Here is a 6,180-nt window from a genome sequence, read left to right on the forward strand (position 1 = left end):
CAAAAGCACTGCTTCACGACTATCAGTCACCGTTGCCTACATTTCCGGCAGAAAGTCATGCCGCACTTGATGCGGCATCCATACTGACTTTCATTGGAAGATGGATCCCCGGGGCAAGCCCGAGGATAATAATCATTATTTGATCGTCCAGGTGCTGGGCCCTGCAAGCAGTTCCTCGAGAGTTCCTTCCCCGCCTGATTGTGCCTGTGCAATCTGTTCGTCGAGAGCATTCTCATAGGTAAAGCGATCTTCGACATAAAAGATGCCGATTGGCCTGGGCAGGCAGTTTTCCATTGTATCCGGATCATCGAAGAAACCGGCAAGAATGTTCGCTTTCAGTTTATCCTTTTCATCATGAATCCACAGATCGTCTTTCGAAACCGATGAATCGGTAAGGTCTACGATCACAGGTGTGAAACCGTCAAGTTTGATGCCTTTGTCTTGCTGTGCACCGAAAACAAGAGGCTTGTCCTGTTCGAGGTAGACGGTCGTATCGGCCTTTCTTTCCTTATCGGTAAACACAGCAAAAGCACCATCGTTATAGATCGGGCAGTTTTGGTAGATTTCAACAACCGATGTGCCTTTGTGATGTGCGGCTCGCTTGAATACTTCGCGCATAAATTTGCCATCACGATCAAGAACTCTTGCTACAAACGTTCCTCCCGAACCAAGCGTCAGGGCAGCCGTGTTCATCGGGTAGTCGACGACACCATTGGGAGAGGTGACCGTTTTAAGCCCGACTTTCGAGGTCGGTGAGTACTGTCCTTTCGTCAGTCCGTAGATTTCGTTGTTGAACAGGATGACATTCATGTCGAGGTTTCTTCTGACAGTATGAATATAGTGGTTGCCGCCTATGGATAAAGCATCGCCATCACCGGTAGCTACCCAAACGCTCAGATCAGGACGTGCGGTTTTGAGCCCTGATGCCATAGCCATGGCTCTGCCATGAATGCCGTGGACACCATAGGTCGAAACATAGTATGGTAGCCTCGAAGAACAGCCGATACCTGATACAACGATTACCTCTTCAGGTTTTAGGCCCAGATCGGCCATCGCATTTTTGAGCTGCTGAAGTACAGCATGATCGCCACATCCTGGACACCACTTGGGTTCCTGGCTTGACGTAAAATCTTTAGCCGTCAATAGAGTATTTGTATCGCTCATAGTTTAAAGCTCCTTTAAAATGTCTGTAATTTTTGCTTCGATTTCCATCTCGTTGAACGGTAGACCCTGCACTTTGCTGAAGCCGATGGGTTCTATCTGGAACTTGTCCCTGATAATGTGGATAAGTTGACCGTTGTTGTTTTCCGGTATCAGAATCTTCTTATAGTTGCCGAGAATCTGACCAAGATTTTTCGGGAACGGATTCAAGTAGCGGAGATGGGCATGAGCAACATTGCATCCTCCAGCAAGTGCTTGTTCAACCGCGATTTTAATCGCTCCGTAGGTCGAGCCCCAGCCAAGAACCAGGAGATCACCGTTTTCAGGGCCGTTGTCAATGGTCTGGTCAGGAACGAGATCGATGACGCGTTCGACTTTTTCGGCGCGCAGTCTTGTCATCAAAGCATGGTTTTCCGGGTCATGTGAAACATGGCCGGTTTCGTGCTGTTTTTCAAGACCGCCTATACGGTGTTCAAGGCCCTTTGTACCGGGAATGGCCCACTCACGGACACCCCGGTCATCACGTTTGTAAGGGAGGTAAGGCGGGTCGTCCTCATTTCGTGCTTTGGCAAGCTTTGGTGTTATTTCAGCAAGATCTTCCGGTGAAGGAATCAACATGGGCTCGGAGCTGAGCGCGAGATAACCATCGGTAAGGCAAATGACCGGAGTCATGTATTCAACGGCGATTTTCGCTGCTTCATAGGCTGCGTAGAAACAGTCGACCGGAGATGTAGCTGCGATAATCGGGACCGGTGCATCACCATGACGGCCAAACATGGCTATGAAAAGGTCGGACTGCTCCGGTTTCGTAGGAAGACCTGTAGAGGGCCCCCCTCTCTGAACGTTGACGACGACCAAAGGAACTTCCAGAATCATGGCCAGACCGAGACCTTCTGCCTTGAGCGCGAGGCCCGGACCGGAGGTGTTGGTTGCTGCGAGAGCTCCTCCATACGATGCGCCGATACTGGTTAGAACACCGGCTATTTCATCTTCCGCCTGGAATGTTTTGACTCCCCATTTTTTCAGGCCGGAAAGCGTTTGCAGGATTTCCGAGGCAGGGGTTATCGGATAGGAGCCGAGGAACAGCTCTATACCGGCTTTCTTTGCCGCCGCAGTCAGGCCGATGGCCGAAGCCTCATTACCGGTGACACGGCGGTAGATGCCCGGTTTCTTGTTTGCCGGATCGACTGAAAAGCGGCCATGCTGTGAAAACATTTCCGTTTCATCACCGAAATTGTAGCCGGCTTTGACCGCCTTGATGTTCGCTTCGGCAACATCGGCTTTTTTCTTGAACTTTGTTCTGAGGGTTTCAATCGTTGTTTCGATCGGAAGGCTGTAGAGCCAGTAGAGGGTTCCCAGTACAAACATATTTTTGCAGCGGTCGATGTTTTTCGTACTGAGTCCGGTATCGGCAAGAGCTTTCCGGGTGAGAGTCACGACCGGTATTGTAAATACGGTATAATCTTTGAGTGTACCGTCATCAAGCGGATTGTTTTCTTCACCGTAACCTGCAAGTTTGAGGTTTTTTGCATCGAATCCATCGGTGTTTGCAAGAATGATTCCGCCGTGATGCAGGTTTTTCAAATTTGCTTTCAACGCGGCCGCGTTCATTGCCACCATGACATCGAACTTCGCACCAGGCGTGTAAACCGCTTTGCTTCCAAACTGAAGCTGGAAACCTGAAACACCTGAAATTGTTCCGGCAGGGGCGCGTATCTCTGACGGAAAGTTCGGGAATGTATTGAGGTCAGAACCGTAAACAGCTACAGTATTTGCGAACTGGGTGCCAGTAAGCTGCATGCCGTCGCCGGAGTCTCCGGCAAAAAGAACCGACACACTGGTTTTAGATGTTACCATATTTTCATTGTTTAGGATTATTTGGTCACTCATTGTTGGTGTTCTTGCTTGTAAAAAAAATAAAAATACGATTTCACCCCTGCCAATGAATAGTCATTTCATTTCAGAGCTTGATATCGGCGAGTGGTGAAAAAAAACTAACGGAGGGTTGAAAACCTGTTCTTCAGGTTTTCAGCAAAGCTAAAAATATAGCTTTAAAAAAAAGATCAAACAAGTTTTTCAGTGATTGTCATCACTGTTTTTCTCGATGATGATGTTGTTTGCTTCGCAATACTCCTGCCATAATTTTTCGAGTTTGCCGGGGCAGTTATCGTCGAGATCACAAATATCGCACCGCTGAATGCCATACATCTGTTCCATCCAGCAACCGTTGGAGCTTTTTTTGACCTCGTTGACATAGTTGGGGTTTTCCATCATTTTCTTTGTGGACAACTCCATCAGGTAGAGGATATCCTCTCTTTTTTTCGGGTCTTCCATTCCCCAGCTCATAGCGGTGCTCCCTTTGCATTGAACGAATTTGAAAAAATCACTCACCCTGCGGTAAGAAACAATATACATCTTTTCGATAAAGAATATGCACATTCCCTTTTCAGTAGCGGCTTCAGTCGCTCGAAGACCTGAAGGGTATCGATTTTACGAGAATGTCATCGTAAGCGGAAAGGTTATGACGGTATGGGTGTCATGGCAGCAGTGAGGATGATGGAGGATGAACGATATTACTTGAGATTATAAAAGAATACGCATATGGTGATTTTTTTATATGTTTTTTTATTGCTTTTATAACTCTTTGTTTGTTGTTGTACTGATTGATTTTCTTGCCACAATGACATATTCTCTATGTTCTTTACAGTCTTTCATTATATTATTTCCGTAGGCGCTCCATTCCACTTCGATATAATGATTATCTGCATTTTTGAATCTGCTCGATAATTCACATTTTGAATTTTCTTCTTTTTCGATAAAAACATAGTTGTGTACATAGGCCCTTTCGTTGGGATGAATTAAATCCAGGAAATATATTCCTTGCAATGCTTTGTTATTATATCCTAAAAACTTTTCGAACGATCGTGTGAATTCGTCGAGAATAAGATTGCAGTTTATAACAGCATATGCATCGAATTGTGTGGAATGTGTGGCATCGAGCTGTTGATAGAGAAGTTGGAGTCTTCTCATAATTCGTTCCATTTCAAGTTTATAGCTCGATGTCATAAGGTGTGCGCCCAGACCACTGATCAGCGTGTTTCTCTTGCCGTGCATGATCCAGTCGATATCGGCGCCGTCTTTTTCCAGCTTTGCCAGCAATTTTTTACCTGGAATACTTTTTCCCTTCAAATACGGACCCATTTGAGCCGGATATTTAATTCCCGTTGCTCTACAAAATGCGCTTATAGAGCCATGCTTCTTCAGGATATATTCCCGAAGTCTGTAATTAAAATCTTTGTAGATTTTCATGATGTACCACCTTCTTTTATAAGTGCAAATTCCTTTCGGTGTTATTGGTAGCCTAACTTCAGCAGGGAAAGTTCTTGTTATTACCTACACAGTTTATAGGTGATAACAAGCGTTTTTTGTTTTCGGAAGGTTTCATTTCTCTTGCAGGTTTTTCCTGCCCTTTGGCGAGATTCATCTTTATTCCTTTAAAAAGTGGTTCGATTCTTTCATGCCGATGTTTATCGGTTGTGATACCACTTGTGTTACTCCAGGAGCTCTGTTTCTTTTCGATGGTCTATAAATCAGAAACAAATTGCGAAGTTTGTGTTGAATAATAGAGAGTGATCGAGGTATTTAATGCGTAAAAGATTTGTGTGGTCTGTCTGTCTCTATAACAGGAGTTCTTGTTTCGAATTACAGTAATCCCCATTCCTGACTATAGTTTTTTGCTCTGTATTATGCAAATACGGGTTTCTGAGGGTGATATAGGGTTGTATTTTGGTTGTGACTGCACGCAAAATAAGCGTATTTACGGGGCGGCTTTCCTATATGTTTTATAGGAAAATAAGGATAAATTTTTGAGATATGTTACAAGTTCCGGTTTTTATTCGTATGTGAAAACGTTTTGTGCTGTTGTTTATTGTTGGTGTATATGTATTGTATATCAAAAAAGTACAAATGTTGTTTGTTGTAAGTATTTTTCACTGATTAGCAGGTAAGCAATGGTTGAAAATGAACATTGTTCGATATGGTGTAACAGTCTTTCTATAAGGATGTTAGAGGTTCGTTGGTGTTTGAGAGGAATCGTTTGTGCAACTGTTGGATTTAAGGTAGTGGTTTTTTTCTCTCAATGAGAAATTGTGCTGTTATTTATATAAACAAATCGTGTTTTTGTGGTTTTAGAGGATAGGTAATGTGTTTTGGAGGCCTGTATAGCATACTAAATTTGTTTTTGTTGTTAAGGTTTTTTGTGAAAGAAAAGGTGATTTTTGCAGGCATTGTTATACACCTATACTATAAACAGGTGTTATCTCTTGTGGGTGCGAAATGAATAGATGGGGTGTGCTCTCGGGTGAAAGCTCGAGGGCTTTTTTGAAAACAATAACTAAAATGGAGATATAATTATGGCCGTTGAAAAAACCATGGGGTCATCAAGTCTCGTTGAAGTAGTCGACCGTATCCTTGACAAGGGTATTGTTATCGATGCTTGGGCAAGGGTATCACTCGTCGGTATCGAATTGCTCGCCGTTGAAGCAAGAGTCGTCGTTGCTTCCGTAGAGACATACCTGAAATATGCTGAAGCAATCGGGTTGACAGCTCGTGCCGCTTGATGCATTGTAAATAACCCGGGCTCGGGTTGAGATTTTGTTGCAAACGTATCCTTGAGGTTGAAAAGACAGGTATAGGTTTCCAGTGAAATCTCGATTGTTTGTTTTGCAGTATGGTGTTGCCATGAGAGTTAGCTGTACAATAATTATTTGTGATGGATATCAAGGTTTTTCAAAAAGAGTTGGGAGGAGCTGTTGATGAGGTTTTGTCCGTCTATGAAGACAGCGTTGGAACTGTCGAGCAGATTATTTCTGCACCATCCCAGGTTATCGAGTTAGGAGAGGGAATCTCGACCACTCGAAAAGAAAGAGAGCAAATTGTCATAGCGTTACAGTCTTTGTTGGCAAGCAACGACTCTCTGAGAAAAAAAGATTTCGATTACATGATGAGCCGTATTCTCGA

The 6,180-nt window shown here is 44.0% G+C and carries 5 protein-coding genes and 1 pseudogene; 2 read left to right on the forward strand and 4 right to left on the reverse strand.

Features of this window, described 5'->3' with window-relative positions:
- Positions 1-135: 135 nt before the first annotated feature.
- From QZ209_RS11765 to QZ209_RS11780, 4 genes are all read right to left on the reverse strand, one after another.
- On the reverse strand, positions 136-1,164 hold the full coding sequence (locus QZ209_RS11765; protein ID WP_294348137.1) for a 2-oxoacid:ferredoxin oxidoreductase subunit beta: 1,029 nt from the start codon (positions 1,162-1,164) through the stop codon (positions 136-138).
- A gap of 3 nt (positions 1,165-1,167) precedes the next feature.
- Entirely contained in the window at positions 1,168-3,051 is a 1,884-nt protein-coding gene (locus QZ209_RS11770; protein WP_294348143.1) for a 2-oxoacid:acceptor oxidoreductase subunit alpha, read from the reverse strand.
- 186 nt (positions 3,052-3,237) lie between these two features.
- Positions 3,238-3,507, reverse strand: coding sequence for a hypothetical protein (locus tag QZ209_RS11775; RefSeq protein WP_294348146.1), 270 nt, complete (start codon positions 3,505-3,507; stop codon positions 3,238-3,240).
- Positions 3,508-3,795: 288 nt separating this feature from the next.
- Positions 3,796-4,470 (reverse strand): PAS domain-containing protein, encoded by a 675-nt coding sequence (locus QZ209_RS11780; protein ID WP_294348151.1) that lies wholly within the window; start codon positions 4,468-4,470, stop codon positions 3,796-3,798.
- A gap of 1,103 nt (positions 4,471-5,573) precedes the next feature.
- On the opposite strand from QZ209_RS11780, the gene gvpA reads away from it, so the two are divergent.
- Both gvpA and QZ209_RS11790 read left to right on the forward strand, forming a co-directional pair.
- A complete protein-coding gene (gene gvpA / locus QZ209_RS11785; RefSeq protein ID WP_110022885.1) occupies positions 5,574-5,780 on the forward strand; it encodes a gas vesicle structural protein GvpA in 207 nt (68 codons plus the stop codon).
- Between the two features lie 152 nt (positions 5,781-5,932).
- A pseudogene (locus QZ209_RS11790) lies at positions 5,933-6,180 on the forward strand (hypothetical protein); the annotation flags it as partial.

Source organism: Prosthecochloris sp. (genome assembly GCA_015482705.2).
Classification (GTDB): domain Bacteria; phylum Bacteroidota; class Chlorobiia; order Chlorobiales; family Chlorobiaceae; genus Prosthecochloris.

What these genes read in the sequence shown, in the direction of transcription:
- QZ209_RS11765 (WP_294348137.1), bottom strand. Translation starts at nt 1,164, where the DNA reads ATGAGCGATACAAATACTCTATTGACGGCTAAAGATTTTACGTCAAGC.
- QZ209_RS11780 (WP_294348151.1), bottom strand. Translation starts at nt 4,470, where the DNA reads ATGAAAATCTACAAAGATTTTAATTACAGACTTCGGGAATATATCCTG.
- QZ209_RS11775 (WP_294348146.1), bottom strand. Translation starts at nt 3,507, where the DNA reads ATGAGCTGGGGAATGGAAGACCCGAAAAAAAGAGAGGATATCCTCTAC.
- QZ209_RS11770 (WP_294348143.1), bottom strand. Translation starts at nt 3,051, where the DNA reads ATGAGTGACCAAATAATCCTAAACAATGAAAATATGGTAACATCTAAA.
- gvpA (WP_110022885.1), top strand. Translation starts at nt 5,574, where the DNA reads ATGGCCGTTGAAAAAACCATGGGGTCATCAAGTCTCGTTGAAGTAGTC.